Origin of the sequence: Saccharopolyspora dendranthemae (assembly GCF_007829955.1) — a bacterium.
GTDB classification, from domain to species: Bacteria; Actinomycetota; Actinomycetes; order Mycobacteriales; family Pseudonocardiaceae; genus Saccharopolyspora; species Saccharopolyspora dendranthemae.
Genome location: NZ_VIWX01000001.1, coordinates 1,766,246 through 1,792,108 on the forward strand (window position 1 = coordinate 1,766,246; position 25,863 = coordinate 1,792,108).

The following is a 25,863-nucleotide window of genomic DNA, read 5'->3' on the forward strand; positions in this document are numbered from 1 at the left end:
TCATCTCGTGGACACCTGGGAGCAACACGTGGCCGGTTTTGGTCCGAACCGCCCACGATCGATGCCGCATTTGCCCGGTCAGTTCGGACCAAAACTGCCCAGATTCCGGGATTTCACGCCCCAGAGGGAGGCGATCACGACTTCTCCAGGTACTCCGCGCGGTCGTCGTCGACCACCTCGGCCACCATCCGCGCCAGCCCCGAGTGCTCCCGCAGCTCCGGGTCCGCCCCGACGAAGCGGTCCGCCTCCTCCCGAGCCTGGGCGATGACCTCCTCGTCGCGCAACAACGACAGCATCTTGAGCCCGGACTTGCGACCCGACTGCGCGGCACCCAGGATGTCGCCCTCGCGGCGCAGCTCCAGGTCCAGCCGCGCGAGCTCGAAACCGTCGGTCGTCGAGGCGACCGCGTCGAGCCGCTCGCGCGTGGTGGTGCCGCCCATGGCCTCGGTGACCAGCAGACACAGCCCCGCCGCGCTGCCCCGGCCGACCCGGCCGCGCAGCTGGTGCAGCTGCGACACCCCGAACCGGTCCGCGTCCATGATCACCATGACGGTCGCGTTGGGGACGTTGACGCCGACCTCGATGACGGTGGTGGCCACCAGAACGTCCAGCTCACCCGCGGCGAAAGACCGCATCACCGCGTCCTTGTCGTCCGGCGCCAACCGGCCGTGCAGGATTCCCAGCCGCAGCCCGGAGAGCGGGCCCGCGGCCAGCTGCTCGGCCACGTCGATCACCGCGACCGGAGGACGCCGCTGCTCGCCGCCGTCGTCCTCCGGCGGCGGCTCCTCGCCGTCACCGTCATCCACAGTGGACTTCTTGGTCTTCTTGCCCTTGCCCGAGCTCTCCTCGTCGTCGCCGATCCGCGGGCACACCACGTAGACCTGGTGCCCGGCGGCGACCTCCTCGTGGATGCGCGCCCACGCCCGGTCCAGCCACGCCGGCTTCTCCGAAATCGGGACCACGCTGGTGCTGATCGGCGAGCGCCCCTGCGGGAGTTCGCGCAGCGCCGAGGTTTCCAGGTCGCCGTAGACCGTCATCGCCACCGTGCGCGGGATCGGCGTCGCCGTCATCACCAGCACGTGCGGTGCGGTCTCCTCGCCCCCGCGCGCCCGCAGGGCATCGCGCTGCTCGACGCCGAAGCGGTGCTGCTCGTCGACCACGACCATCCCGAGGTCGGCGAAGGACACCTTGTCCTGGATCAACGCGTGCGTGCCGACGACGATCCCGGCCTCGCCGGAGGCCGCCTCGAGCATCGCCTTGCGCCGCTGCGCGGTGTTGAGCGAGCCCGTCAGCAAGGTCACCCGGGTCGCGTTCTCGGCTCCCCCGAGCTCCCCGGCCATGGCCAGGTCGCCGAGCAGTTCGCGCAGCGAACGCGCGTGCTGCGCGGCCAGCACCTCGGTGGGCGCGAGCATCGCCGCCTGCCTCCCGGCGTCGACGGCCTGCAGCATCGCGCGCAGCGCCACGATCGTCTTGCCGCTGCCGACCTCGCCCTGGACCAGGCGGTTCATCGGGTGCTCGGTGCCCAGGTCGACGGCGATCTGCTCGCCGATCTCCCGCTGGCCCTTGGTCAGCTCGAAGGGCATCCGCTCGTCGAAGGCCACCCGCACGCCGTCGTCGCGGCGCTCGCACACCGGCGCCGGGTGCGACTTGGTGGCGCTGCGCCGCTGCGCCAGCCTGAGCTGAACGGCCAGCGCCTCGTCCCACTTGAGCCTCTCCTGCGCGGCGGCGACCTCACCGAAGTTCTGCGGCACGTGGATCTTGCGCAGCGCGTCCTCCAGCACCGCCAGGCCCAGCCGCTCGCGCAGTTCGGGCGGCAGCGGGTCGTCGGTCCCGTCCCACACGTCGAGCACCTGCTTCACGCAGCGCGCGAGCGACCAGGACGGGAGTCCCTGCGCCGACGGGTACACCGGCAGCAGCGCACTCGCGAACTCCTCGGCGGCGGTCCCGACGTCGGTGGCCTCCGAGTCGAACAGCTGGTACTCGGGGTGCGCGAGCTGCAGCTGCTCGCGGAAGGCGGTGACCTTGCCCGCGAACATGCCGCGCTTGCCGGGGATCAGCTCCCGCTCGCGCCAGGCCTGGTTGAAGAACGTGCAGGACAACGACCGGTGCCCGTCGGTGATGCGGGCCTCGACGATGGTGCCGCGGCGGGACTTCATGGTGCGCTTGGTGACCCGCTCGACCTTGGCCAGCACCGTCGCGTGCTCGCCGAGCTCCAGTCCTGCGATCGCCGTCAGCTCACCGCGCTCCGCATAGCGGCGGGGGTAGTGCCGCAGCAGGTCGCCGACGGTGACCAGGCCGAGCGCAGACTCGAGCGCCTTGCCGGTCTTGGCACCCAACAACCGGTCGAGCTTCGCGTCCAATGTGGTCACTGCACGTCCTCCGCCTGCGTCCTCGGATGGCACCGCAGGTTACTCGGCGGCACCGACTGCTTCCCTGCCGCCGAACCGCCACCCGGCCCACGCCATCGGGAGCGCGCCGAGCAGCAACCAGCCCTCGCCGTCGAGTCCGGTGGCGTCGCGGAAGTCCGGTGCGTCCAGGTTGGCCAACGTCGTCAGCACCACGGTTCCCAGCATCACCCAGCCGAACACCGCCATCACGGCACCTGCCAGCTCCTCCCCGCGCTTGCGGAGCACCCCGCGCAGCACGAGCGCGCTCCACACCGCGGCGACCACCAGCCACCACAGCAGCTTGCCGACCAGGAAATCGCGCAGCGAGCTGGAACTCTCCGGCGTCCCGGTGGCGGTCCACTCGACGGCGATGGGTTCGGGCAGCCGGGCACCCGCCATCAACGGCACGGCCAGCATCAGCACCGCCACGAACAGCGTCCAGCCACCGATCAACCACACGTACCGGCTCCGGATCCGCACTGCTTCTCTCCCGCGTCGCTCGACGACTCGGTTCGAGATTAGCGGCACCGGACGCCGGGTCCGCTCACCACCCGGGACGACGCGCGGGCGGTGAGCGGAAGGTTCCCATCCTCACATCGCCGAGCGCTCCGAGAGCAGGCCGTTGATCAGTTCCGCGCCGCGCTCCGGCTTGTCCACGCTGATGACGAAGTCGCGGCCGGAGGTCAGGCGCAGCACCAGGCACTCACCGCTGCGCAGCATGATCGCGGTGGTGGCGGGACGGACCCGGTATCCCCAGCCGCCGACCTCCAGCGCGCGGTGGCGCGCGACTCCGGCGCTGCTGATCTGCTTCAAGCCGATCCGGCGCACCGGGAAGCGCTGCGGGCCGAAGGCGGCGCTCACACCGCGCTCGTCGACGCGGATCCGGACGGTCGACAGCGCTGACACGACGATTCCCACCAGCAGCGCGGGCAGCGCGACCGGCCAGAGCTCCAGGGCCAGGGTGCCCAAGCCGACCGCTAACGAGACGACTCCGACCACGGCGAGGACCGGGCTGGTCACCGAGGAGATCCACACCGCGCGCTGACCCGGTTCGAGAGCGAGCTCACCTGCCGCGTCGTGCTCGGCGCCCGGTTCGTCCGGCCCGCGGTTGCCGAGGAGCCACCCGAGGCCACCGGCCACGACAGCCGCGACCAGCACCGCGGGCACGTGCCACCCCGGCAGCCGGACGTCCTGCCAGGTGGTGTGATCGAGGTTCGCCAGGAGCGTCGAGGCCGTGATCCCCGCGAGGAAGAAGGCCATCGCCGCCAGCCCGGCCGCGGAACCGGCGCGGTGGGCACGTCGCTTGCCCAGCGTTCCCGCGGCCACCGCCAGCCCCGCCAGGACGAGCCATCCGGGCAGCATGATCAGCGGGAACACGGAGGCGGCCGAGGAGCCGTCGGCGACGCCGTTGAATCCCCAGTGGGTGGCGATCGGGTCCGGGAGCCGGTCGCGCCACACCCCCAGCAGCCCGATGAGGACCAGCGCCACGATCGCGGTCCAGACGAGCGAGACGGCCAGGAAGATCTTCCGGTGGTTCACGATTCCTCCTCGATCCACCGAGCCAGCTCCTCGGTGGTGAATCCCTGGCGGCGCGAGTCGGCCACCAGGTCGCGCAGTCGCGAGCGCAGCCCCTGTTCCGGGTCCGGGCGGTGCAGCACGGTCACCCCTCGCCCGCGGCGGAACTCCAGCAGCCCTTCCGCCCGCAGCTCGCGCAGCGCCCGCAGCACGGTGTTGGCGTTGATGCGCATGGCGTCGGCGAGGTCGCGGGCGGGAGGCAGCCGATCGCCCGGTTCCACCTCGCCGGCCGCGATGGCGCGCCGGATCGCGTCGGCGGCCTGCTCGTGCAGGGGCCGACCGTCCTCTAGGTCCAATGAGAGCAACATGGTGCTAATGACACTAGCATCATTGAACTCATCCTGAAAGCGGCGCGACAGAAGCGGGGAACCTCCCGTCACTGACAGGAAGGTTCCCCGGCTCGCGAAACCGGACTACTCGATACCGACCAGCAGCAACGAGTCGAGGGCACCGGCCGGGTAGCTCGCCATCTCCACCTCGGGGTGCACGCGACGCAGGTGAGCGGAGAGTTCCCCGAGCAGATCGGGCGGGGTGTTGTCGCCGATGAGCGCGGTGAACAACTCACCGCCGGTGGTGAGCATCCGCGTCAGCAGTTCCTGCGCCGTGGTCGTCAGGTCCTCACCGATGAGCACGACCTCGCCGTCGATCAGGCCGAGGATGTCACCGGGACGGCAGCGACCGACCCACGTCAGCGCCTCCACATCGGCCACGTAGAGCTCACCTCGGCGGGTCGCTGCCGCGGCCTCCGCCATCGCGACCTGATCCGATGCCCGGCGGCGGTGCGGATCGTGCACCGCGAGCGCGGCCAGCCCCTGCACCGACGACGCGGTCGGCACCACCACGACCTCGGGACCCTCGGACATGTCGGTCACGGCCCGCTCCACGACCAACGCCGTGTCCAGGTCGTTGGGGAGCACCACGACGTGCCCGGCACCGGTGCCGGCGAACGCCTCCCGCAGCTCCGCCGGTACCGGCAACGCGTCGGTGACCAGCACGTCGGCGCCCTCGGCGGCGAAGATCTCGCCGAGCACCTCCCCCGGCACGCACGCCAGCACCGCCACCTCGCGGGCGTAGGCGGCCTGCTGGTCGGCGAAGCGGGTCACCTTGATGCGGTGCACCCGGCCCGACTCGATGCCCGTCTCGATCGCGCCCCCGATGTCGTCGCAGTGGACGTGCACCGCCCAGGAGTCGAGCCCGTCGCCCACGACCGACACGCAGTCGCCCAACTCCGCGAGCCGCCCGCGCAACGCCTCGGCCCGCCCCGCGTCGGTGTCCGCCAGCAGGTACATGACCTCGTAGGAGAAGCTCGACTCGTGCTCCAGGTGGTCCGCTTCACCGGGCACCGGGGAGTTCGGGGCCAACCACTCGCCCTCGCGGACCACCGCGTGCAGCGCGTCGAGCAGGATCACCAGCCCGCGTCCGCCCGCGTCGACGACCCCGGCCTCCGACAGCACGGGCAGCTGAGCGGGCGTGGCCGCCAGCGCGTCGATCGCCGCCCGCGTCGACGTGCGCACCACCTCGCCCAGCTCGCCGGAGCCCTCCGCGCCGCGGACCGCCGCCCGCAGCACCGACAGCAGCGTTCCCTCCTGAGGTTCGGCGACGGCTTGGCGCGCCAGCTCGTCCGCTCGCCGCAGCGCCTCCCGCCAGGCCGCCCCGTCCGCGGTCTCCGCATCCCGAAGCTGCTCGGCGATACCCCTGATGGCCTGCGACAACAACATCCCGGAGTTCCCGCAGGCGCCGCCGAGAGCCCCCTTGGACAGCGCGCCGAGCACGCCGCCGAGGGTGTCCGGAGCGGCCTCGTCGAGGGTGCGCACCGCGGCGCGCACGGTCTGCAGCAGGTTGGTCCCGGTGTCACCATCGGCCACCGGGTAGACGTTGATCCGGTCGATCGCGTCGCGCTCGGCCGTCAGCGCCGACAGGACCAGGTCCGCCCAGCGCCGGGCAGTCGCCGCGTTCAGCGTCCGCAACACCCGGGAACCTCCCACGCGAGTTAGGATCGGTCGGAGCCGAGACTATCCGCCGCCGGTGACCTCGCGGTGCTCCGGCGCACACAGGCCCCCACCTCGGAAGCTCCCGGTAGCGGTGGGCTAGACTGATCCGGTCCCAGGGTGGCGATGACCCCGGGCAACCGGGTTCTCCGGGCTCAGGCCGCCGCACGGCGGTGAGCAGGAAGCGCTCCCGCACGTACCACTCCGCTTCGGCGTGGCAGGACTGCGGAGCTCTCATCGCTGTAACCGTCAAGCAAAGTAAGGGGTGTCTGACGTGGCTGCCGTCTGCGACGTCTGTGGCAAGGGACCAGGCTTCGGCAACTCGGTCTCGCACTCCCACCGGAAGACCAAGCGCCGGTGGAACCCGAACATTCAGACCGTGCACGCCAAGATCGGTCTGTCCCAGCGCAAGCGCATGAACGTGTGCACCTCCTGCATGAAGGCAGGCAAGGTCGCCCGCGGCTGAGGGTTTTCGAGGCTAGGAACCCCGAGGTGATTCACCTCGGGGTTTTCTGCTGTCCGAGGGCGGAACACCCTGAACGAGCACGTCAGGCAACCGGCGAAGCCGGTTTCTCACCACCCCCAGCACGCAACCGGCACCGCCGCGGGTTCTCAGACGCCTCCTGGGGAGGACAGCCGAAGCGCCGCGTATCCCCTCATACTCAAGTCTCGGATCCCGGACCCAGGAGGTGTCTGAGGTTCCGCCACCCGCGCCCCCAAGCAGCGGAACCAGAGAGCAGTAGGCAGGACCCAAAAAGGATCAGGGGAGCTTCCAGTCGATGGGTTCCCACCCCTTGCCCTGCAAGATCTCGTTCGTCCTGCTGAAGGGACGCGATCCGAAGAACCCGCGGTCGGCCGACATCGGGCTCGGGTGCGGCGACTCGACGCATTCCACCCCGGGCATCAGCGGCCTCAGGTCGCGCGCGTCACGCCCCCACAGGATCGCCACGAGCGGTTCTTCGCGGGCGGCAAGGGCTTTGATCGCTTGTGCGGTGACCTGCTCCCAGCCCTTGCCCCGGTGCGAGCCCGGCTTGCCGGGGCTGACGGTGAGGGCGCGGTTGAGCAGCAGCACGCCCCGCTCGGTCCAGGGCGTGAGGTCCCCGCTCGTGGGCTTGGGGTGGCCGAGGTCTTCGCCGTACTCGCGGAAGATGTTGACCAGGCTGCGCGGTGGCGCGACGCCCTCGGCGACGGAGAAGCTGAGGCCGACCGGGTGGCCGGGCGTCGGGTACGGGTCCTGGCCGACGATGAGCACGCGGACGTCGTGGAACGGTTGCTGGAACGCGCGCAGCACGTTCTCCGGAGCCGGGAGGTACGTGCGGCCCTCGGCGACCTCGGAGCGCAGGAACTCGCCCATCGCCGTGATCTGATCCGCAACGGGAGCGAGCGCCTCCGCCCAGCCGGCTTCGACGGTTTCGTGCAGTGGACGTGCTGCCATGCCGGGAGGCTATCGATCGACACCGCGAGTCCCGCACGCAACCCCACAACCACCCGACAGTGGCACACGTCACATACCAAAGCCGTAACGGCGATCGCGAATCGGCCCACATGCGTAATCGGGACTACTCCGTTGGCGCTATTTCCGCCCGTCACCCCTGAAATTCACCTCTCCCATCGGTGACGCTCCGGGGCAGCCTTCCGGGGCCGGCGCCGTGCGGTTCCGGATAAAGCAAATAACGTGGGAATGCTCGATGTCGCGCTTTTGGTGGCCTCCCCCTGGCCACTCGGCTAAGTTCTGGCGAAGTTCGAAATCGACCACGGCGTGGAGACAACACCCGGAGGTGGGCCGCAATCTCATGACTTCTCAGGAAACAGCCGAATCACCGGAGCAGAAGTCGTTGCTGCGCCGCGCGGTCGGCGCAGCGGCGATCGGTAACTGCACGGAGTGGTACGACTTCGGTGTCTACGCCTACGTGGCCGCGTACGTCGGCCACCAGTTCTTCCCCGGCCCGTTGGAGACCGTTTCCGCGTTCGGCGTCTTCGCCATCTCCTTCCTCTTCCGTCCGCTGGGCAGCCTGTTCTTCGGCCCCCTCGGTGACCGGATCGGGAGGCAGAAGGTCCTCGCGGTGACGATCCTGCTGATGTCGGGCTCGACGTTCGTCATCGGCCTGCTGCCGACCTACGGAGCCATCGGCATCTTCGCCCCGATGCTCTTGCTGCTGTGCCGCTTGTTGCAGGGCTTCTCCACGGGTGGCGAATACGGAGGCGCAGCGACCTACATCGCCGAGTACGCCCCGGACCGCAAGCGCGGCTTCTGGGGCAGCTGGCTCGAATTCGGCACCCTGGTCGGATTCGGCCTCGGTGCGCTGGTGCCGACCATCCTGATCCTGACGCTGGACGCCACGTCGATGGAGACGTGGGGCTGGCGCATTCCGTTCCTGATCGCCGGTCCGCTCGGCGGTGTCGGTCTGTACCTGCGTTCCAGGCTGGAGGACACCCCGGCGTTCAAGCAGCTGGAGAACACCCACCAGGTCGCCAAGTCCCCGCTGCGGGACCTGGTCCGCGAGTGGTGGCGCCAGCTGCTGATCCTCATCGGCATCGTCGTCCTGATCAACGTCGCCAACTACACGATCCTGACCTACATGGAGACCTACCTCTCGGACACGCTCAACGTGCCCGATGGGCAGGAGCACCAGGTCCTGATCCCGCTGTTGCTGACGGTCCTGTTCATGATGATCATCATCACGCCGATCGGCGCGCTCTCGGACCGCATCGGCCGCAAGCCGCTGTTCCTGTCCGCGGCGATCTGCTTCCTGGTGCTGCCGGTGCCGGCGTTCTGGCTGATCAGCCAGGGCACGGTGCTGACGACGATCGCCGGTCTGGGTCTGCTGGCAATCGGCCACGTGCAGCTGATCGGGCCGCTCGCTTCGACGCTGCCGGCGATGTTCCCGACGAAGGTCCGCTACGCGGCCTTCTCGGTCGGCTACAACCTGTCCACCGCTGCCTTCGGTGGTACCGCGCCGCTGATCAACGACGCGGTCGTGAGCAGCACGGGCAACAGCTACTTCCCCGCCTTCTACCTGATGGCCGCGGCACTGGTCGCCCTGGTGCCGATCATGCTCATGAAGGAGACGGCGAGGAAACCGCTGATGCAAGAAGCCCCATCGGCGGCCCCGGCGAGCTGACCTGCCGGAACCCACCACGAAACGAGAACGCCCCCTGGCAGCTGCCAGGGGGCGTTCTGCGCGTTCGGCTACCGCCAGTGCTCCCAGCCCGTGGAGCCCTCGTAGTCCGCGCCGTCGATGGTCACCCCGGATCCCTCCGCGACCACGCCGATCTCGCGGAAGTCCGGGGGTACGGGCCGGTTGGCGGGGAAGGTCGCGATCAGCGCCTGGTCCTCGCCCCCGGTGAGGACCCAGTGCCGGGCGTCGGCTCCGAGGGCGGAGGCGACCTCGACGAGCCGCTGCGGGATCTCGACCTGGTCCGTGCGCAGGTCGATGGCGACCTGCGACGCGGTGGCGATGTGGCCGAGGTCGGCCAGCAGCCCGTCCGAGGTGTCCACCATGGACGTGGCGCCCGCGACGGCGGCCTGCGGTCCGGCGCCGTAGGGCGGCTCCGGCACGCGGTGCGCCCCCACGACCGCCACCGGGGAGCGGAATCCGCGACCCAGGACGGCTAACCCGGCCGCCGACCAACCGAGCCGGCCGGCCACCGCGACGACGTCGCCCGGGCGCGCACCGGAGCGGGTGACCGGAGCCCTGCCCTGCAGGTCTCCCAGCACCGTGATCGAGACGGTCAGCGCCGGCGCGGTGACCATGTCGCCGCCGACGATCCCTACCCCGACCCGCTGCGCCTCCTCCCACAGGCCGTCGGCGAGTTGATCGACCACGGCCGCGGGCGTGTCGGGCGGGCAGCCGAGCCCGACCAGCAGACCGGTCGGCACCGCGCCCATCGCGTTGATGTCGGAGAGGTTGACCGCGACCGCCTTGCGGCCGACCTGGTGCGGTGTCGACCAGTCGAAGCGGAAGTGGACGTGCTCGACCAGCACGTCCGTGCTGGCCACCACGCGACCGTCGGGAGCGGCGAGCACCGCTGCGTCGTCACCAGGGCCGAGCAACGTGCCCGGCGACTGCTCGCGGCCAGCCGTCACTCGATCGATGAGGTTGAACTCACCCACCTGGGAAATGGTCTGTGGTTCCTGGGACGAGTCAGGACCCAACTGGGACCTTCCTTCCTTGAGCATCAGCTCGGTCAGATGGGGTAGCTTTCTGCCAGTTTCCTACCCCGAGCACGGGGGCCAGACGAAGGGGCACGCCGTGGTACAGGCATACATCCTCATCCAGACCGAGGTCGGCAAAGCGGCCGCCGTCGCCGGCGAGATCGCGGGGTCCACCGGCGTCATCAGCGCCGAGGACGTCACCGGTCCCTACGACGTCATCGTGCGCGCAGAAGCCGAGAACGTCGACCTCCTCGGAAAGATGGTCGTCGCCAAGATCCAGAACGTGGAGGGCATCACCCGCACGCTGACCTGTCCGGTGGTTCACCTCTGAGGTGCCCCTATTCCGCCCGGCTCCCGGCGTGGTGCTGTAGTGGGGAACGTGGTTGAGCAGGAGGGTTCCGGTGTTCCCAAGCCGGTTTTGATCATCGCGATCGCGCTCGGCGTGCTGCTGGCCGTGGGAGTGGCGGGCGTCGGCGTCTACGGCTGGTACGGTGAGCACCAGATGCGGGAAGAGGCCGAGGCCGCAGCAGCGGCCCGGCGCACGGGTCCGCTGGCGGCGGCTCCGATCCCGGCACCGGAGGCCCGGTCGGCCGAGTGCGCCTCGGTGATGTCGGCACTTCCCGCGCAGCTGTCGGTCGGTGGAACGCCGGTGCCGCGCCGGGCGCTGGCCGAACCGGCACCCGCCGCGACCGTGGCGTGGGGCGATGCGGAGCACGACCCGATCACCGTGCGCTGCGGCATCGACGCTCCTGCCGAGCTGACCCCGACGTCGCAGCTGATGGACGTCTCGGGGGTGAGCTGGCTGGAGATCAACCAGGGCGGCGATTCCTCGTGGCTGGCCGTGGACCGGCCGGTGTACGTGGCGCTGAGCGCCCCCGCCGACACCGGGACGGGCCCGCTGCAAGATCTTTCGAAGCTGATCGGCGCGAAGCTCCCGAAACAACCCGTCTTCCCCTGACCCGCCACCCGGCCACTCCCAGTTTTAGTCATAACTGAGCGGACATTTCGGGCGCGAAGGGTCCTCGGTTTGGACTAAAACTGGGAACTGGTGAGGGGCCCCGCCTCAGCGGAGGCCGGTACCTCGTGCGGTGGCGGTGTCGACCAGCGTGGTCAGCAGCGTCGGGTAGTCGAGGCCGCTGTGCGCCCACATCCGCGGGTACAGCGAGATCGGGGTGAAGCCCGGCATCGTGTTGACCTCGTTGATGATCAGCTCGCCCTGGTCGGACAGGAAGAAGTCGACCCGCGCGAGTCCCTGGCACTCCAGCGCGGCGAAGGCGCGCACCGCCATGTCCCGCAGCTGGGCCGTGTGCTCGTCGCTGATCTTGGCGGGCAGGTCGAACTCGGTCACGTCGTCGAGGTACTTCGACTCGTAGTCGTACCAGTCGGTCTCGCCCGTGACGCGCAGCTCCGCGGGCTGGGAGGCCTCGACGCGACCGTCGGGGAACTCCAGCACGCCGCACTCGATCTCGCGTCCGACCACGCCGGTCTCGATGATGACCTTCGGGTCGGTGCGGCGGGCTTCGGCGATCGCGGCTTCCAGGTCGGACCAGTCGGTGACCTTCGTGATCCCTAGCGAGGATCCGGCGCGCGCGGGCTTGACGAACACCGGGAGATCGAGCCGCTCGCGCTGGGCGTCACTCAGCGTTTCCTGACCGCGCCGCAGGACCTCGTAGGTGCCGACCTCGATGCCCTCGGCCGCGAGCAGCTTCTTGGTGTACTCCTTGTCCATCGACACCGCGCTGGAGAGCACGCCCGGCCCCACGTAGGGAACGTCCGCCATCTCGAACAGGCCCTGGATCGTGCCGTCCTCGCCGAAGGCGCCGTGCAGCACCGGGAACACGACGTCGACGCCGGAGAGGACTTCGCCACCCCGCTCGGGGTCCAGCAGCACCAGCTCCTGGCGCGTCGGGTCGCCCGGCAGGGCGAGCGCGGTGCTGGCGGCGACCTCAGGCTCCTTGCGGTCCCGGATCTCCAGCTGCTTCGGGTCGTCGGTGCCGAGCACCCAGGCGCCTTCCTGGGTGATGCCCACCGGCACGATCTCGAAACGGTCCTGGTCCAGGTGCGCGAGCACGCTACCGCCGGACACGCAGGAGATGCCGTGCTCGGTGCTGCGCCCGCCGAAGACGACGGCCACCCGGGTCTTGCGCGAAGTCATGCGCCGGACCATACCCCGGCCGCGCTCACGCCGTTTTACGAAGGCCTTCCGCCGGCGACACGATGCGGTATCGGATGTCACGCCTGGGTTTTTCCGCACAACCGCGCCACCACCGGCAGCGCGGATTCGAGTTCGTCGCGGGTGCAGGCGGCGTAGCCGAGGGCGAGCCCGTGCCACCGCTGCGGACCGTCGTGGTGGCGCCGCAGCCCGTCCAGGACGATCCCCTCCTCCGCTGCTCGTTCGCGGACGCGCTCCTCCGTCCCGCCATCGGGCAGCGGCAGCACGACGTGGGCACCCGCGCGGTCGCCGAAGACCTCCAGCCCCTCGTCCCGCAGGCGTTCGACGACGATCGCGCGGCGCTGCGAGAGCTCCCTGCGAAGCCGGCGCAGGTGCCTGCCGAGGTCGCCGTGGCGGGCGATCTCCACCAGGACCCGCTGCCCGGCGGGCGCGGGGCTCGCACCGACGCTGTCCCGGTGCCGCTGCACCGCGGTGGTGATCTTTTCGGCCGCCAGCATCCAGCCCACGCCGAGCGTCGGGGTGAGGATCTTGCTGGTGGTGCCGAGGTGCACCACGACGTCCGGGGCCATCGAGGCCAGCACCGGCAGCGGGGCGACGTCGTAGCGGAGTTCGCCGTCGTAGTCGTCCTCGACGATGAGCCATCCCTCGTCGCGGGCGCGTTCGATGAGTGCGATTCGCCGTTCGGCCGGGAGCCGTCCGCCGATCGGGAACTGGTGCGCGGGTGAGCAGTAGACGGCCGCGACCCCGCTCGGCACCTCCTCGACGATGAGACCGGAGTGGTCGACGGGTGCGGGCACGACCTGGATCCCGGCCGCTTTCAGCGCACCCACCGCGCGCTGGTAGCCGGGTTCCTCGACGGCGACCTTCGCTCCGCGCGGCAGCACGGCGGCGGCGAGCTCGCCGAGGGCGGTGCTGGTTCCGCCGGTGGCCAGCACGTTCTCGGCCGTCCACCCGCCGATGACCAGGCCTCGGTGCCGCAGCAGGTGTTCCACGACCGCTTCCCGGTAGCTGAGCAGCCCGGCCCGTTCGTGGCGCAGATCGGGCCCGGCATCGGCGGCCGCGCGCCACGCCCGGCGCCAGATGGCGCGGTCGATGCCATCGGCCCACGGGACTCCGGGAACGAGGACGACCATCGGGCGCTGGTTGCGCCGCGGTTCCAGGACCGGCGGCGGCACCGCATCGCTGCGGGCACCGGGCGGGCTGGTGGTGACGTAGGTGCCCGAGCCGCGGCGTCCGACGATCCAGCCCTCGGCGTGCAGCTGCTCGTAGGCGGCGGCGGTCACGGTGCGGCTAATGGCGAGGTGCCGGGCCAGAGCGCGCGTGGAGGGCAGCCGGTCGCCACCGCGCAGCTGACCGATCGTGGCCGCGTGCCGCAGCGCGTCGGCGAGTTGCACCGCGAGCGGAAGATCAGCGTCCCGATGCAGGTCGATGGCCAGTTCCAGCAGTGGAGAGCTGGCCGCGGGCACGTCATGTGGCATTTCAGAATTCTCCCTGATTGGCACTTCTATGATGCCACTTCTCCGGGTGATCCTGACGACGTGACTACGCAGCTCTCCCCCACCGAACGATCCACCGTCCGCCGCGGAGCCAAGCGGGCGCGCACCGAACGCGACGACCTCCACGCGACCCTCGACGCGGGGCTGATCTGCCACCTGGCACTGGTCGTGAACGGCACGCCGCTCGTGCTGCCGACCTGCTACGGACGCCGTGACGACACGCTCTACCTGCACGGATCAACCGGAGCGCGCAGCCTGCGGGAAGCAGGCGACGTGTGCGTGTCGGTGACGCGAGTGGACGGGATCGTGTACTCGCGCTCGATGATGCACCACTCGATCAACTACCGGTCCGCGGTGATCCACGGGCGCGTCCGGCACGTGGAGGACCCGGACGAGCGCTGGGAAGGACTGCGCCTGGTCACCGAGCAGCTCGCACCGGGGTCGTGGGACTACGCGCGGCAGCCCAACAAGAAGGAGCTCGCCGCGACCTCCGTCCTCGCGCTGGACCTCACCGAGGCTTCGGTGAAGATCCGCGCCGGAGACCCCGGTGACGACGACGAGGACATCGAGGCCAACGAGGTGTGGGCCGGCGTCCTCCCGCTGCACCAGACCTGGGGAACGCCAGTGCCCTCCACCGACCTGATCGCGGAACTGCCCGTACCGGAACACGTTCTGCGGCGGTCCTGAGCGGATCAGCCGCGGAGGGTGCGGTTCGCGCGTTGCGGGCGGTAGACGTGGATCGTCACGGCCGGGTCCACGCCCAGGTTGCTGACCTGGTGGGCGTAGTGCGGACCGAACACCCGGGACTGACCGGCGGTCAGCGAGTGCAGGACCTCGGAATCCCCTGGCCTGGCGACCCGCTCGGTCAGATCCCCCTGCACGACGGTGAAAGCGCCGGTGGCACCACCGTGGTCGTGCAGATCGGTGTGCTGGCCGGGCAGCCAGCTCAGCAGCCACGCCTCGTAGGCGTCGGTGCGAGCGAGCAGCCCGGCCCAGCGCTCATCGGCGTCGTAGCGCAGCAGGTGCGCCCAGGACGCGCGGTCGGCGGCGAACTCGCGGGCGATGCGCGCGGGGTGCGCGATGCTCAGATCGGCAGGCGCGGCGAGGGTGTTGGGCGGAACGGCGAACACGGTGAAGTCCTTCGGAGATCGTGAACGGATCCCCGGGGCGCAGGCGCGCGAGGACGCCGCGATCAACCCGGGAAGTGGCTGAGACCGATCAACACGAAGAACACGAACAGAGCGCGCTGGCGACGTGGTGCAGGTCGATGTGACCCCGTCGGCCGGTGAACGCGCGCTTCAACACGACACGAACTCAACCAGCCCCCCACGACGCCGTCAACCACCCCGCGGCGTCACGCCCACGACTCGGGACTCACCTCACACCCGTTGGGGTGAACTGAGCTCCGCCACCACCCGCACCCCGGGGAACGAGGGGCGGTGGCCGCGGAGCGAGAGGATCAGGTGAGGGCTCGGAGGACGTCGTCGACCAGGTCCTCCGGGGTTTCGCAGCCCGCTGAGAAGCGGAGGAAGCCTTCGGGGACCGGGTCGCCCCACTGGGCTCGGCGGTCGGCGGTGCTGTGCAACCCGCCGAAGCTGGTGGCGGCCACGACCAAGCGGCTCCGGGCGATGAAGGTCGCCACGGCGTCGGCGTCGGCGAGCTCGAAGCAGAACACCCCGCCGAACCGGCGCATCTGCCTGCGGGCCACCTCGTGCGAGGGGTCCCCGGCCCGCCCGGGCCAGCGCAGACCACTCACCGCGGGGTGACCGGCCAGGGCCTCGACCAGAGCGGCGGCGTTCTCCGCCTGCCGCGACAACCGCAGGTCGAGGGTTCCCATGCTGCGGTGCGCCAGCCACGTCTCGAAGGGTCCCGGGATCGCGCCGGAGAGCGACCGGGCGCGCACCAGGCGGTTCGCCAGCTCCTCGTCGCGGACCGAGACGTGCCCGAGCAGGATGTCGCTGTGCCCGGAGAGGGCCTTGGTGTCGCTGGCGATGACGATGTCCGCGCCCAGCTCCAGCGGGCGCTGCCCCAGCGGGGTCGCGGTGGTGTTGTCGACCGCCACCAGCGCACCGGCCGCGTGCGCGCGCTCGGCCAGCGCGGCGATGTCGCACACGTCGCCACCCGGGTTGGAGGGGGTTTCCAGCAGGACCAGCCGAGCGCCGTCGAAGACGTCGTCGGCCCACGGGCCCGGAGTGGGGATCTCGCGGACGTCGAGGGCGAGTTCGGTCAGCTCGTCGGTGACGAACTGGCGTGACGCGTAGTAGCCGTCCGAGGGCAGCACCAGCTTGTCCCCCGCGCCCAGCACCGAGCGCAGCACCGTGCTGGTCGCCGCCATCCCGGAGGGAAGCAGCACGCAGTGCCCGTCGTCGAGCTCACCGATCGCCGATTCCAGCGCGCGCCAGGTCGGATTTCCCGCGCGGCCGTAGAAATCACCGCTGGGACCCGACTCGCCCAGGTGGTACGGCGCCGCGAACACGGGTCCGGGCAGCAGCGGGGTGCCCGCCTCGGGTTCGGGGTGCCCGCCGTGCACCACGCGCGTTCCGTCTCCGAGATCCCCAAGATCCACTGTGGTCGCTCCCCGCGCTCGATCGACGCGAGCGCGGAGCGGATCACTCCGCTTTGCGCTCGCGTCCCAACAATTCCGCCGCGGCCGGCCCCGGCTGCAGCCCCTCGTGGCACACCCGGTGCACCACGTCGGTGATGGGCATCTCGACGCCGTGCCGCTCGGCCAGCTGGCGGATCGACGAGCATGATTTCACGCCCTCCGACACCTGGCCGTGGGCGGCGTCCTGCGCTTCGGCCAGCGTCTCGCCCCGCCCCAGCCGCTCGCCGAAGGTCCGGTTCCGCGACAGCGGGGACGCGCAGGTCGCCACCAGATCGCCCAGCCCCGCCAGCCCGGCGAAGGTCATCGGGTCGGCCCCCAGCGCGACACCGAGCCGCGTCGTCTCCGCGAGACCACGCGTGATCAGCGAGGACATCGTGTTGTGCCCGAAACCGAGGCCCGCCGCGATCCCGCACGCCAGAGCGATGACGTTCTTGCAGGCTCCGGAGATCTCGATGCCCACCAGGTCGGTGTTGGTGTAGGGCCGGAAGTACGGCGTGAAGCACGCCTTCTGCAGCGCCACAGCGCGCTCCGCGTCCGCGCAGGCCACCACGGTCGCGGTGGGCTGCCCGGCCGCGATCTCCTTGGCCAGGTTCGGTCCGGACACGACCGCGACCCGGTTCATCGGCACGTCCGCGACCTCGCCGACGACCTGGCTCATCCGCTTGAGGGTGCTCAGCTCGACGCCCTTGGCCAGGCTCACCAGCGTCACGTCGGCAGGCAGCAGCGGCTGCCACCCGGCCAGGTTCTCCCGCAGCGTCTGGCTGGGCACCGCCAAGACCACGAACTCCGCCGCGTGCACCGCTTCCGCGGCGTCGTCGGTGGCCCGCAGCCGCTCGGGCAGCGTGATGCCGGGCAGGTAGGAGTCGTTGCAGCGGGTTTCGTTGATCTCGGCCGCCACCTGCGGGCGCCGGGCCCACAGGCAGACGTCGTTGCCCGCGTCGGCGAGCACCTTCGCGAACGTCGTCCCCCAGGAACCGGCGCCCAGCACCGCGATCCGCTCAGGCTGCGCCATCGGTCCCCTTGTTCTTCCGGGCGGGAGCGTAGAACGCGGTGGGCGGCTGCTCCTCGCGGATCTCGCCGAGCAGCTCGCGGACCCGCCCCATCGCCAGGTTCGCGACTGCGCGGATCGTCTCCACGTCGGGCTCTTCGCCCCGGTAGGCGGACAGGTCCAGCGGCTCGCCGATGACGTAGTTGACGGTCTTGCGCGGGAAGGGCCGGAACTTCTTGTTGTAGTGGTCGTAGATCTCGCGGGTGCCGTAGCGGGCGGCGGGGATGACGGGGATGTCGTTGGCCAGCGCCAGCCGGGCCACGCCGACCTTCGGCGTCATCGGCCAGCCGTCGGGGTCCTTGGTGATGGTGCCGTCCGGGTAGATCACCAGGACCTTGCCGTTCTCCAGGCCCGAGTGCGCCTCGCGCAGGCTCTTCCGCGCGTCCGCCGTGCCCCGGTAGACCGGGATCTGCTCGACGCCGACCAGCACGTTCCGGACCAGCGGGAGGTTCCACAGGCTGTTCTTGGCCATGAACCGCGGCACCCGGGCGGAGCGGTGAACGGTGACCGCGTCGAAGATCGGGTCGAGGTGGGAGACGTGGTTGAGCACCAGCAGCGCACTGCCCTCGGCGGGAATGTTGTGCGCCCCGCGCACGCGAACGCGCGCCAGCAGGTGCGTCAGCGGGTAGAAAACCCAGCGGGCCAGTCCCAGCCAGAAGATACCCATCCCGCGTACCTTCTCGCTGGTCTTCCTCCGCTGCCGCCGGAGGCTTCTCGGTTCGGCCACGACTACTCCTCAAGGTCTCGAGCGCCAGTCAAATTACCCGGCCCCGGGCACAGCCTCGTCAACCAGGCGGCAGTTGGGAAGGCCTCCACCGCATCGGCGGACGTTGGCGCAAGATGGTTCCCGTGACCACTGAGAACACGCCCGAGGATGCCGGGGTGCAGCTGCTGGTACCGCTCAAGCCGCTGGCGCTGGCCAAGTCCCGGTTGCTGGCCGGCCGAGGCTCGGCCGGGCACTTCGAGCTGGTCACGGCGATGGCGCTGGACACGGTGGCCGCCGCTCGCAGGGCGCGCGGGGTCGCGAGCGTGCTGGTGGTCTCCTCCGATCCCGAGCTGACCGAGGCCTTCGCCCAGCTCGGCGTCGAGGTCCTGCCCGACGATCCGGCCGACGGGCTCAACGCCGCCCTGCGGCACGGCGACGAGGTGCTGCGCTCCCGCGGCGTCACGCGCGTGGGGGCACTGCAGGCCGACCTGCCCGCGCTGCGCTCGGGCGAGCTCGGGTGGGCGCTGCGCTCGGCCGGAACCGACCGCTCGTTCTGCCCGGACCTGCGCGGCGACGGCACCACGCTGCTGCTGGCCGAACCCCACCGGCCGCTGGAGCCGCGATTCGGTCCGGGCTCCGCGCTCGCGCACTCCGAGTCGGGCGCGAAAACGCTGCTCGGCCCGTGGGAGTCCGTGCGCCGCGACGTCGACACCGAACAGGACCTGAACGCGGCGAAGGCCGCCGGCCTCGGCCCCCTCACCGCTGCCCGGCTCAACCCCGGCGAGTGAGCGGAAGGTTCCCACCCGCACGTCCGCCCCGATGGCAGGAAGGGTCCCTTCCTCGCGACTCGCCGCGGAGCGTCCACCCGGGAACGAGTGGCAGGAAGGTTCCCCTGCGCACGTCGCGGACGGCGCCGTGTGCTCGGACGAACATCAGATGAACGGCCTCAGCGGTCGATCTGGAGCGGTTTTCTGAGCGACAATGGAACCGTGAGCACCAACAGCGACCGGTCGCCGAAGCGGCCCGCAAAGCGCACCTCGTCCCGGGGCAAGGCCACGAGCCGCGCGCCGCGTCCCGCGCCTCGCGCCGCCGCGGGCCCGAAGCCGGACGAGTCCGCTCAGGTCAACGGCGGTGCGCGGGTCCCCTCCGCGCCGCCTGCGGTGACGCGGGCGGCCGCGACGACGGACCTGCCCGAGGACCGGTACCTCAACCGGGAGCTGTCCTGGCTCGACTTCAACGCGCGCGTGCTGGCCTTCGCCGAGGACAAGTCGCAGCCGGTGCTGGAGCGCGCGAAGTTCATGGCGATCTTCGCGTCCAACCTCGACGAGTTCTACATGGTGCGCGTCGCGGGGCTGAAGCGCCGCGAGGAGACCGGGTTGTCGGTGCGCAGCGCCGACGGGCTCACCCCGCACGAACAGCTGGTGCGCATAGCCGCGCGCAACCAGGACCTGATGGAGAAGCTCGGCCGGGTCTTCGTGGACGAGCTGCTGCCGGAGCTCGACGCCGGCGGCATCCGCATCATGGAGTGGGACGACCTCGGTGCGGACGACCACGGCAAGCTCACCCGCTACTTCGAGGACCACATCTTCCCGGTCCTCACACCGCTCGCCGTCGACCCGGCGCACCCCTTCCCGTACATCTCCGGGCTTTCGCTGAACCTCGCCGTGACGGTCACCGACCCGGACGCCGGACTGCGGCGCTTCGCCCGCGTGAAGGTCCCGGACAACGTGCCCCGCCTGATCCGGGTGGAGGCCGACCGCGAGAACGAGCTGGCCACGTTCCTCCCGCTGGAAGAGCTCATCGCCGCGCACCTGGACAAGCTGTTCCCGGGGATGCGGGTCTCCGAGCACCACATCTTCCGCGTCACCCGCAACGCCGACCTGGAGGTCGAGGAGGACCGCGACGAAGACCTCCTGCAGGCCATGGAGCGGGAGCTGGCGCGCCGCCGCTTCGGTCCGCCGGTGCGGCTGGAAGTCACCGACACCATGAGCGAGAACATGCTCGAACTCCTGCTGCGCGAGCTGGAGGTCGACCAGCACGACGTGGTGGAGGTCAAGGGGCTTCTCGACCTCTCCTGCCTGTTCCAGCTGGACAAGCTGCAGCGGCCGGACCTCAAGCCCTCGCCGTTCGTGCCCGCCACCCACCCGGCCTTCGCCGAGGGGCAGACGCCCAAGAGCATCTTCTCCACGCTGCGCGAGGGCGACGTGCTGGTGCACCACCCCTACGACTCGTTCTCGACCTCGGTGCAGCGCTTCATCGAGCAGGCGGCGGAAGACCCGCACGTGCTGGCCATCAAGCAGACGCTGTACCGCACCTCGGGCGATTCGCCGATCGTCAACGCCCTCATCGACGCCGCCGAGGCCGGCAAGCAGGTCGTGGCCCTGGTGGAGCTCAAGGCGCGTTTCGACGAGCAGGCCAACATCCAGTGGGCGCGGACCCTGGAGCGCGCGGGCGTGCACGTCGTCTACGGCCTCGTCGGCCTGAAGACGCACTGCAAGACGTCCCTCGTGGTGCGCCAGGAGGGTTCGACGATCCGCCGCTACTGCCACCTGGGCACCGGCAACTACAACCCCAAAACGGCCCGGATCTACGAGGACCTGGGCCTGCTGACCGCATCCCCGGAGATCGGCGCCGACCTCACCGACCTGTTCAACGTGCTCACCGGTTACGCCAGGCACGGCGACTACCGGCGCATCCTGGTGTCCCCGCAGGGCATCCGCAACGGGATCGTCGAGCGGATCGAGGCCGAGATCGAGCGCGCCCGGCAAGGTTTGAGCTGCGGTGTCCGGATGAAGGTGAACTCGCTGGTCGACGAGCAGATCATCGACTCCCTCTACCGCGCCTCGCTGGCCGGTGTGCCGGTGCAGGTCGTGGTGCGCGGCATCTGCGCCCTCAAGGCGGGAGCCGACGGGCTCAGCGAGAACATCGAGGTCCGGTCGATCCTCGGGCGCTTCCTGGAGCACTCGCGGGTGTTCCACTTCGTCGGGATCGACGAGCACTGGCTGGGCAGCGCGGACATGATGCACCGCAACCTGGACCGCCGCATCGAAGTGCAGGTGCGCGTCACCGACCCGAAGCTGACCGCGCAGCTCGACTCGATGCTGGACTCCGCGCTGCACCCGTCGACGCGCTGCTGGGTGCTCAACCCCAAGGGAGACTGGGAAGCCTCGCCGCGAAGCGGTGAGCAGGTCCGGGACCACCAGACCGAGATGCTGTCCGGCCACGGCGCGAAGGTTTCCTAGCGAAACGCCGACGGCCCGAAGACGCCGCTCCTCAAGACCGGCGATGCACGGCTCGCCCACGGCGGCGGTGCAGGCTGCTCGGATGAGGGTGGCGCTTCGCCGCCCGGAGACACCACGTTCACAGGCTCGATGAGGAAGTAAGCGTGACCGACGAAATCCCGGTTGCCGAAGCGGTCGAGGTGCCCGCGCTCGTGCGCGCTGCGGGCGCGGTGCTGTGGCGGCCCGGTGCGCGTGGGCCGGAAGTGGCCCTCGTGCACCGGCCCCGCTACGACGATTGGTCGCTGCCCAAGGGAAAGCTCGACCCCGGTGAACTCCCCGCGCACGCGGCGGTCCGCGAGGTCGCGGAGGAGACCGGTTTCTCCGTCGCGCTCGGGCGTCACCTCCCGCAGGTGCGCTACGCGGTTCCCACGCGTGCGGGCGGGGCGGCGCCGAAGATCGTCGATTACTTCTCCGCACGCCTGCGGGACGGCGAGTTCACGCCCAATGACGAAGTGGACGAACTCCGCTGGCTGCCACTGGAGCAGGCGCACGCGGAGTTGAGCTATCCGCACGACGCGCGAGTCCTCGACGCATTCGACGAGTCCCTGGCCGAAACGGCGACCGTATTGCTGGTGAGGCACGCAAAAGCGGGCAAACGATCCGAATGGTCCGGAGATGACGCTCTGCGGCCGCTGAGCCAAGCGGGCCGCAAACAACGCGACGCATTGCATTCCCTGTTGCCGTTGTTCGCGCCTTCCCGGATCTATTCGGCTCCGCGCGTGCGCTGCGAACAAACCGTGGCCCCGGTGGCCGCGGAGCGGGGAATCGACATCGTGAGCGAACCGCAGTTCTCCGAAGAGGTCTATTCAGCCGATCCGCAGGCGGGCGTGCGCGCACTGCTGGGAGTGGCGGCGGAAGGCGGCACGAGCCTGGTGTCCAGCCAGGGCGGCGTCATCCCGGATCTGGTGACGCGGCTGGCGGATTCGGCCGGGATCGTGCTCGACGGGGTGGCATCGCGCAAGGGAAGCGTCTGGACGCTGTCCTTCCGGCCGGAAGAGCGCACGGAGGGCGAGCAGGAACCGGGCCTGCGCCTGGCGGCCGCCGACTACCTGCCGGATCCCCTGGCAGGAGCACGAAGAAGGCTTCCTGGGCGCTGATCGCGCCGCACAGGGCCGTTGCGGGCGCCTCGGCGGGAGAAGGCCGCCGGGTCCGTGCCGGCGCTACGCGGGCATCTGGAGCCCTTCACGCGCGGAACGTGGGAAGAGGAAGCGACCCGCCGCCCGCGGCGCGGCGGGTTTTCGCATTCCTCGCGAGCTTTGAGCGGGCGGCGGCACGCCCCTGGGTGGGGTTATGCCTCCGCCCGCTCGGCCCGCTGGAGCTCGCAGTCGAAGCGAGCGATCACTTCTTGGTGGACTTGCGGGTCGTCGTGGCCTTCTTGGCGGCCGGACGAGTCGTCGTCTTCGCGGTGGACTTCGGCGCCGCCTTGGTCGTGGCCTTGGCGGTGCTGGCCCGCTTGGTGGTCGACGCCTTGGCCGGGGCCGACTTCGCCGTGCTGGCCTTGGTGGTCGCCCGCTTCGGGGCCGCCTTCGTCGTGGCCTTGGCGGTGCTCGCCTTGGTGGACTTGGCGGTCGAAGCCTTGGCGGTGGAGGCCTTGGCCGTGGTGCGGGTGGCGGTCTTGGTGGCCGCGGCACGCGTGGTGGTGGGCTTGCGAGCAGTGGTGGTCTTGCTCGCCGAAGCGGTCCGCGTGGTCACGCCGCGCGTGGTGGCCGCCTTGCCGGAGGCCGTCGAGCGCGGGAGCTTCCGCTGGCCGCCCACAACTTCCTTGAACTGGGTGCCGGCGCGGAACGCGGGAACGTTGGTCTTCTTGACCTTCACGCTCTCACCGGTGCGCGGGTTTCGAGCGACGCGCGCCGCACGAGCGCGCTTCTCGAAAACGCCAAACCCGGTGATGTTGACCTTCTCGCCTTTGTTGACGTTGCGAACGATGATGTCGACGACGTCTTCAACGGCCTGGCTGGCGGTCTTCTTGTCTCCGAGGCGTTCTGCCAGAGCCTCGATCAGTTGGGCCTTGTTCACTTCAGTCCCTCCCAGGACACAACAACGGCCCCGTTGGGCCGACTCAATGTCAACGGTAAAGCCCCGGAACAACAAATGCCATTCGCCACGCCCCATTTTTTCGTTGGGGCGCGGGCATTCGAGTCCGGGCAACGGGGTCCGCGCAGTGCTGGGAGCAACTGTTGAAGTTGTCCGGGCGAAGCGGGTTTTTCCTGCTGTGAAAGGAAAAACCCGCCTCGCTCCGGGGTACGGCTCAGCCCTTGCGGGCAGGCAGCGTGGCAGGCTTGAAACTCTCGCGCCCACGCTCAAAAGTGTCGATCGTCTCGGCGTGGCGCAGCGTCAAACCGATGTCATCAAGGCCTTCCAGCAGCCGCCAGCGGGTGTAGTCATCGATGCTGAAGGGCACCGTGAGGTCCTTGGCTTGCACGGTCAGATCCTGAAGATCCACCGTGACAGCGGTACCCGGCTCGTTCTCCAGCAGCTTCCAGAGCAGCTCCACATCGGACTGCTCGCACCGCGCCGCCAGCAAGCCCTGCTTGCCGGAATTGCCGTGGAAGATGTCCGCGAATCGGCTCGAGATGACCACCCGGAAGCCGTAGTCCTTCAGCGCCCACACCGCGTGCTCGCGGGAGGATCCGGTGCCGAAGTCGGGTCCGGCGACCAGCACGCTGCCGGAGGAGAAGGGTTCCTGATTGAGGATGAAGTCCTCGTCCCCGCGCCAAGCGGCGAACAGCGCGTCCTCGAAGCCCGTGCGGGAGACCCGCTTGAGGTACACGGCGGGGATGATCTGGTCGGTGTCCACGTTGGACCGGCGCAGCGGGACTCCGATCCCGGTGTGCGTCTTGAACGGTTCCATCGTTGCTCCTGGTGAGTGAAAGCTCGGGAGTTCAGTTCGGGTGCGGCCGACGGCCCGCCCGGATTCGGTTCGGCCCGCGCCACCACGCGGGACCCTGATGAATCAGCTGCTCAGTCGAGGTCTTCGGGCGAGGAGAGCGTTCCGCGCACGGCGGTGGCCGCGGCCACCAGAGGCGAAACCAGGTGGGTCCGGCCGCCCTTGCCCTGCCTGCCCTCGAAGTTGCGGTTGGAGGTCGAGGCGCTGCGCTCGCCCGGGTCCAGCTGGTCCGGGTTCATGCCCAGGCACATCGAACAACCGGCCGAACGCCATTCCGCTCCGGCGGCGGTGAAAACCTCGTTGAGCCCTTCGCTCTCGGCCTGCAGCCGCACCTTCATCGAGCCGGGCACCACGAGCATCCTGGTGTTGGCGGCGACCTTGCGGCCCTCGATGACGGCTGCCGCCGCCCGCAGGTCCTCCAGCCGACCGTTGGTGCAGGACCCCAGGAAGACGGTGTCCACGCTCACCTCGCGCAGCGGCATGCCCGCGGTCAAGCCCATGTAGGCCAACGCCTTTTCCGCGGCGAAGCGCTCGCCCTCATCGACGATGACCTCCGGGTCCGGCACGTTCTCGCCCAGCGGCAAGCCCTGGCCCGGGTTGGTGCCCCAGGTGACGAACGGCGTGAGTTCGTCGGCGTTGAGCGTGACTTCCTCGTCGAAGGTGGCGTCGAAGTCGGTGCGCAGCGTCTTCCAGTACTCGACGGCGGCGTCCCACTCGGCGCCCTCCGGTGCGTGCGGACGGCCCCGCAGGTACTCGAAAGTCGTGTCGTCGGGCGCGATCATGCCCGCCCGCGCACCGGCCTCGATCGACATGTTGCAGATGGTCATGCGGGCTTCCATCGACAGCTGGCGCACGGCTTCACCGCGGTACTCCAGCACGTAGCCCTGACCGCCGCCGGTGCCGATCTTGGCGATGACCGCGAGGATGATGTCCTTGCTCGTCACGCCGGGGCGCAGCGATCCCTCGATGTTGATGGCCATGGTCTTGAACGGCCGCAGCGGCAGCGTCTGGGTGGCCAGCACGTGCTCCACCTCGGAAGTGCCGATGCCGAAGGCCAGCGCGCCGAACGCGCCGTGCGTGGAGGTGTGGCTGTCGCCGCAGACGACCGTCGTGCCGGGCTGCGTGAGGCCGAGCTGCGGCCCCACCACGTGGACGATGCCCTGCTCCGCATCCCCCATCGGGTGCAGCCGGACGCCGAACTCCGCGCAGTTCTTGCGCAGGGTTTCGACCTGGGTCCGCGACACCGGGTCAGCGATCGGCAGGTCGAGGCCGACGGTGGGGACGTTGTGGTCTTCCGTGGCGATCGTCAGGTCGGGGCGCCGCACCTCGCGGCCGGCCAGTCGGAGCCCTTCGAAAGCCTGCGGGCTGGTGACTTCGTGCACCAGGTGGAGATCGATGTAGAGCAGGTCGGGCTCGTGCCCTTCACCTTGGCGCACGATGTGCGCGTCCCACACCTTCTCCGCGAGCGTTTTTCCCATCACTGCTCCCAGTCGAGCGCGCCGAGACCCGTGAAGAAGCGGGTCTCTCCCACAGAGTGGACTTCCCAGATATCGAGAAGTTA

Annotated in this window: 24 protein-coding genes; 8 read left to right on the forward strand and 16 right to left on the reverse strand. The window is 70.1% G+C overall.

Annotated elements, in window-relative coordinates:
- Positions 1-134: 134 nt before the first annotated feature.
- The 5 genes from recG to FHU35_RS08010 all read right to left on the reverse strand — a co-directional run bounded on the left by recG (position 135) and on the right by FHU35_RS08010 (position 5,932).
- Positions 135-2,369: an ATP-dependent DNA helicase RecG gene (gene recG, locus FHU35_RS07990; protein ID WP_145737685.1), complete on the reverse strand. Its 2,235-nt coding sequence runs from the start codon at positions 2,367-2,369 to the stop codon at positions 135-137.
- Between the two features lie 39 nt (positions 2,370-2,408).
- Complete coding sequence (locus tag FHU35_RS07995) at positions 2,409-2,867, reverse strand: hypothetical protein (protein ID WP_145737686.1); 459 nt, start codon at positions 2,865-2,867, stop codon at positions 2,409-2,411.
- A 111-nt stretch (positions 2,868-2,978) separates the two neighbouring features.
- Positions 2,979-3,926, reverse strand: coding sequence for a DUF1648 domain-containing protein (locus FHU35_RS08000; RefSeq protein WP_145737687.1), 948 nt, complete (start codon positions 3,924-3,926; stop codon positions 2,979-2,981).
- Positions 3,923-4,270 carry a GntR family transcriptional regulator gene (locus tag FHU35_RS08005; RefSeq protein WP_145737688.1) on the reverse strand — a complete coding sequence of 116 codons (348 nt, stop codon included), beginning with the start codon at positions 4,268-4,270 and terminating at the stop codon, positions 3,923-3,925. The genes FHU35_RS08000 and FHU35_RS08005 overlap by 4 nt, the downstream gene beginning before the upstream one ends.
- 105 nt (positions 4,271-4,375) lie before the next feature.
- On the reverse strand, positions 4,376-5,932 hold the full coding sequence (locus FHU35_RS08010; protein WP_145737689.1) for a DAK2 domain-containing protein: 1,557 nt from the start codon (positions 5,930-5,932) through the stop codon (positions 4,376-4,378).
- 292 nt (positions 5,933-6,224) lie between these two features.
- Here FHU35_RS08010 and rpmB point away from each other — a divergent pair, with 292 nt between their 5' ends.
- Positions 6,225-6,416: a 50S ribosomal protein L28 gene (rpmB, locus tag FHU35_RS08015; RefSeq protein WP_132625373.1), complete on the forward strand. Its 192-nt coding sequence runs from the start codon at positions 6,225-6,227 to the stop codon at positions 6,414-6,416.
- A gap of 294 nt (positions 6,417-6,710) precedes the next feature.
- Here the strand turns inward: rpmB and FHU35_RS08020 are convergent, their stop codons facing one another.
- Complete coding sequence (locus tag FHU35_RS08020; protein WP_145737690.1) at positions 6,711-7,385, reverse strand: uracil-DNA glycosylase; 675 nt, start codon at positions 7,383-7,385, stop codon at positions 6,711-6,713.
- A 358-nt stretch (positions 7,386-7,743) separates the two neighbouring features.
- On the opposite strand from FHU35_RS08020, the gene FHU35_RS08025 reads away from it, so the two are divergent.
- On the forward strand, positions 7,744-9,072 hold the full coding sequence (locus tag FHU35_RS08025; RefSeq protein ID WP_145737691.1) for an MFS transporter: 1,329 nt from the start codon (positions 7,744-7,746) through the stop codon (positions 9,070-9,072).
- A gap of 68 nt (positions 9,073-9,140) precedes the next feature.
- Here FHU35_RS08025 and FHU35_RS08030 read toward each other — a convergent pair whose 3' ends face one another.
- Positions 9,141-10,130 (reverse strand): thiamine-phosphate kinase, encoded by a 990-nt coding sequence (locus tag FHU35_RS08030; protein WP_186459298.1) that lies wholly within the window; start codon positions 10,128-10,130, stop codon positions 9,141-9,143.
- Positions 10,131-10,203: 73 nt separating this feature from the next.
- Here FHU35_RS08030 and FHU35_RS08035 point away from each other — a divergent pair, with 73 nt between their 5' ends.
- Positions 10,204-10,437 (forward strand): Lrp/AsnC ligand binding domain-containing protein, encoded by a 234-nt coding sequence (locus FHU35_RS08035; RefSeq protein ID WP_145737693.1) that lies wholly within the window; start codon positions 10,204-10,206, stop codon positions 10,435-10,437.
- 48 nt (positions 10,438-10,485) lie between these two features.
- Entirely contained in the window at positions 10,486-11,064 is a 579-nt protein-coding gene (locus FHU35_RS08040; protein ID WP_246110124.1) for a DUF3515 domain-containing protein, read from the forward strand.
- 105 nt (positions 11,065-11,169) lie between these two features.
- On the opposite strand, the gene FHU35_RS08045 is transcribed toward FHU35_RS08040, so the two are convergent.
- Both FHU35_RS08045 and pdxR read right to left on the reverse strand, forming a co-directional pair.
- A complete protein-coding gene (locus FHU35_RS08045) occupies positions 11,170-12,261 on the reverse strand; it encodes a D-alanine--D-alanine ligase family protein (protein ID WP_145737694.1) in 1,092 nt (363 codons plus the stop codon).
- Between the two features lie 77 nt (positions 12,262-12,338).
- Positions 12,339-13,757, reverse strand: a complete 1,419-nt coding sequence (gene pdxR, locus FHU35_RS08050) for a MocR-like pyridoxine biosynthesis transcription factor PdxR (RefSeq protein ID WP_145737695.1) — start codon at positions 13,755-13,757, stop codon at positions 12,339-12,341.
- Between the two features lie 60 nt (positions 13,758-13,817).
- Here pdxR and FHU35_RS08055 point away from each other — a divergent pair, with 60 nt between their 5' ends.
- Positions 13,818-14,462, forward strand: a complete 645-nt coding sequence (locus FHU35_RS08055) for a pyridoxamine 5'-phosphate oxidase family protein (protein WP_246110125.1) — start codon at positions 13,818-13,820, stop codon at positions 14,460-14,462.
- Positions 14,463-14,467: 5 nt separating this feature from the next.
- Here the strand turns inward: FHU35_RS08055 and FHU35_RS08060 are convergent, their stop codons facing one another.
- From FHU35_RS08060 to FHU35_RS08075, 4 genes are all read right to left on the reverse strand, one after another.
- Positions 14,468-14,905 (reverse strand): cysteine dioxygenase, encoded by a 438-nt coding sequence (locus FHU35_RS08060; RefSeq protein WP_145737697.1) that lies wholly within the window; start codon positions 14,903-14,905, stop codon positions 14,468-14,470.
- Between the two features lie 329 nt (positions 14,906-15,234).
- Positions 15,235-16,341 carry a cystathionine gamma-lyase gene (locus tag FHU35_RS08065; protein ID WP_145737698.1) on the reverse strand — a complete coding sequence of 369 codons (1,107 nt, stop codon included), beginning with the start codon at positions 16,339-16,341 and terminating at the stop codon, positions 15,235-15,237.
- A gap of 43 nt (positions 16,342-16,384) precedes the next feature.
- Positions 16,385-17,392, reverse strand: a complete 1,008-nt coding sequence (locus tag FHU35_RS08070) for an NAD(P)H-dependent glycerol-3-phosphate dehydrogenase (RefSeq protein ID WP_145737699.1) — start codon at positions 17,390-17,392, stop codon at positions 16,385-16,387.
- On the reverse strand, positions 17,379-18,155 hold the full coding sequence (locus FHU35_RS08075; RefSeq protein ID WP_145737700.1) for a lysophospholipid acyltransferase family protein: 777 nt from the start codon (positions 18,153-18,155) through the stop codon (positions 17,379-17,381). Before FHU35_RS08075 ends, FHU35_RS08070 begins: the two co-directional genes overlap by 14 nt.
- Positions 18,156-18,277: 122 nt before the next feature.
- On the opposite strand from FHU35_RS08075, the gene cofC reads away from it, so the two are divergent.
- From cofC to FHU35_RS08090, 3 genes are all read left to right on the forward strand, one after another.
- Positions 18,278-18,922, forward strand: coding sequence for a 2-phospho-L-lactate guanylyltransferase (gene cofC, locus FHU35_RS08080; RefSeq protein ID WP_246110126.1), 645 nt, complete (start codon positions 18,278-18,280; stop codon positions 18,920-18,922).
- Between the two features lie 201 nt (positions 18,923-19,123).
- The gene (locus FHU35_RS08085) at positions 19,124-21,376 is read left to right on the forward strand and encodes an RNA degradosome polyphosphate kinase (RefSeq protein ID WP_145737702.1); all 2,253 of its coding nucleotides are present in this window, start codon (positions 19,124-19,126) and stop codon (positions 21,374-21,376) included.
- 179 nt (positions 21,377-21,555) lie between these two features.
- Positions 21,556-22,512 (forward strand): NUDIX hydrolase, encoded by a 957-nt coding sequence (locus tag FHU35_RS08090; RefSeq protein WP_145738041.1) that lies wholly within the window; start codon positions 21,556-21,558, stop codon positions 22,510-22,512.
- A gap of 241 nt (positions 22,513-22,753) precedes the next feature.
- Here the strand turns inward: FHU35_RS08090 and FHU35_RS08095 are convergent, their stop codons facing one another.
- From FHU35_RS08095 to leuC, 3 genes are all read right to left on the reverse strand, one after another.
- Positions 22,754-23,431 (reverse strand): HU family DNA-binding protein, encoded by a 678-nt coding sequence (locus FHU35_RS08095; protein WP_145737703.1) that lies wholly within the window; start codon positions 23,429-23,431, stop codon positions 22,754-22,756.
- 232 nt (positions 23,432-23,663) lie between these two features.
- Positions 23,664-24,266, reverse strand: a complete 603-nt coding sequence (gene leuD, locus FHU35_RS08100; RefSeq protein ID WP_145737704.1) for a 3-isopropylmalate dehydratase small subunit — start codon at positions 24,264-24,266, stop codon at positions 23,664-23,666.
- Between the two features lie 110 nt (positions 24,267-24,376).
- Complete coding sequence (leuC, locus tag FHU35_RS08105; protein WP_145737705.1) at positions 24,377-25,780, reverse strand: 3-isopropylmalate dehydratase large subunit; 1,404 nt, start codon at positions 25,778-25,780, stop codon at positions 24,377-24,379.
- Positions 25,781-25,863: the final 83 nt, after the last annotated feature.

Excerpts from the sequence above, each read along its gene's own strand:
- FHU35_RS08005 (WP_145737688.1), bottom strand. The coding sequence starts at position 4,270 with ATGTTGCTCTCATTGGACCTAGAGGACGGTCGGCCCCTGCACGAGCAG.
- FHU35_RS08020 (WP_145737690.1), bottom strand. The coding sequence starts at position 7,385 with ATGGCAGCACGTCCACTGCACGAAACCGTCGAAGCCGGCTGGGCGGAG.
- FHU35_RS08025 (WP_145737691.1), top strand. The coding sequence starts at position 7,744 with ATGACTTCTCAGGAAACAGCCGAATCACCGGAGCAGAAGTCGTTGCTG.
- FHU35_RS08030 (WP_186459298.1), bottom strand. The coding sequence starts at position 10,130 with ATGCTCAAGGAAGGAAGGTCCCAGTTGGGTCCTGACTCGTCCCAGGAA.
- FHU35_RS08045 (WP_145737694.1), bottom strand. The coding sequence starts at position 12,261 with ATGACTTCGCGCAAGACCCGGGTGGCCGTCGTCTTCGGCGGGCGCAGC.
- pdxR (WP_145737695.1), bottom strand. The coding sequence starts at position 13,757 with ATGCCACATGACGTGCCCGCGGCCAGCTCTCCACTGCTGGAACTGGCC.
- FHU35_RS08070 (WP_145737699.1), bottom strand. The coding sequence starts at position 17,392 with ATGGCGCAGCCTGAGCGGATCGCGGTGCTGGGCGCCGGTTCCTGGGGG.
- leuD (WP_145737704.1), bottom strand. The coding sequence starts at position 24,266 with ATGGAACCGTTCAAGACGCACACCGGGATCGGAGTCCCGCTGCGCCGG.
- leuC (WP_145737705.1), bottom strand. The coding sequence starts at position 25,780 with ATGGGAAAAACGCTCGCGGAGAAGGTGTGGGACGCGCACATCGTGCGC.